The 1,227-nt window shown below is 51.6% G+C and carries 1 protein-coding gene; it reads left to right on the top strand.

The genetic code is table 11. The features are described 5' to 3' along the window. The first annotated feature begins 172 nt into the window (after positions 1–172). Positions 173–907 carry a Qat anti-phage system TatD family nuclease QatD gene (gene qatD, locus ACOCD2_RS20645; protein ID WP_293649531.1) on the top strand — a complete coding sequence of 245 codons (735 nt, stop codon included), beginning with the start codon at positions 173–175 and terminating at the stop codon, positions 905–907. Positions 908–1,227 lie beyond the last annotated feature (320 nt).

The following is a 1,227-nucleotide window of genomic DNA, read 5'->3' as shown; positions in this document are numbered from 1 at the left end:
ACGATGTGAGATGTGCGGCGATGGCAGCGGCGCTTGTCGATGCAGAAGGGTTAGAAGCGCTTGCGACGACCAATCTGAATGCCCTAGTCATGGGTGATCTCAGACCATATAGAGACTCACTTACCCGTGGAATCAAAGAAGTCGGTCAGTTTCTGACGGCGGCAGGCGTTCGATGATCGACTTTCACTGTCACGTCGACCTGTACCCCAATCCGCATGAGATTGCTTGGGAATGTCACGAGCGAAAACTCATAGTGCTGTCAGTGACCACGACGCCCAGCGCATGGGATGGAACCTCCGCTTTGGGCAGAGGCACGATGATAACTGCGCTTGGTCTTCACCCTCAGCTTGCCCACGAGAGAAAAGGTGAGTTGCCGTTATTCGATCGCATACTTCCTGACAGCGCCTATGTAGGCGAAGTTGGGTTGGATGGGGCACCGGAGTTCAAGACTCATTGGCAAGACCAGGTCGAAGTATTTCGACACGTGCTTAAAGCGTGCAATGAATCCGGTGGAAGAGTTATGTCGATTCACAGTCGACGAGCAAGTACAGCGGTGCTTGATCTATTGGAACAGTACCCGAGGTCGGGTACGCCGATACTTCACTGGTTCACGGGAACAGTGGGTGAGCTGAATAGGGCTATCTCTCTGGGGTGTTGGTTCAGTGTGGGACCTGCAATGTTGCGTAGTAAAAAGGGGCGCGAATTAACATCTCGAATGCCTAAGGAACGAGTATTAACTGAGTCGGATGGGCCATTCGCACAGCTTAATGGAAGACCAATACTGCCTTGGGAGGTAAAGGACGCCTTGAATACGCTGTCTGAACTTTGGGGTATAGACGAAAACGTGGTAGAGAGGAAGATTATGGGCAACTTGGAACGACTGATGGATGTCGAGAATAAGGAATAGATGGCATCCACCTTTGCTTGGCTAGATCATTCAGAAAACGACCGTCGTAAAGCGCTCGATGTCGTTTATCTGTTCCGTTCGACGCGTTGCGTCGATCATTGGCGGTCTACAGGTTGGTATTTGGTCAGCCCAGGCAGGATGACCTGGTGGAGTACCTGATAAAGCATGTTCCGAAGGAAAGGCTGGACGAGCTGGTTGGACGTCTGAAGATTAATTTGAGCCCATAGGTTAATTCTACTTTGTCATATTTCCCCACCCCTCCGCCGACAGGATTCTGTGGCAGCCTGTCGTCGCCGGTGTCGCTCTTGAATAAGTCTGGC

The sequence above is a fragment of the Thiolapillus sp. genome (assembly GCF_048562965.1).
GTDB classification, from domain to species: Bacteria; Pseudomonadota; Gammaproteobacteria; order Chromatiales; family Chromatiaceae; genus Thiolapillus; species Thiolapillus brandeum_A.
This window is presented reverse-complemented; position numbering and strand designations above follow the sequence as displayed.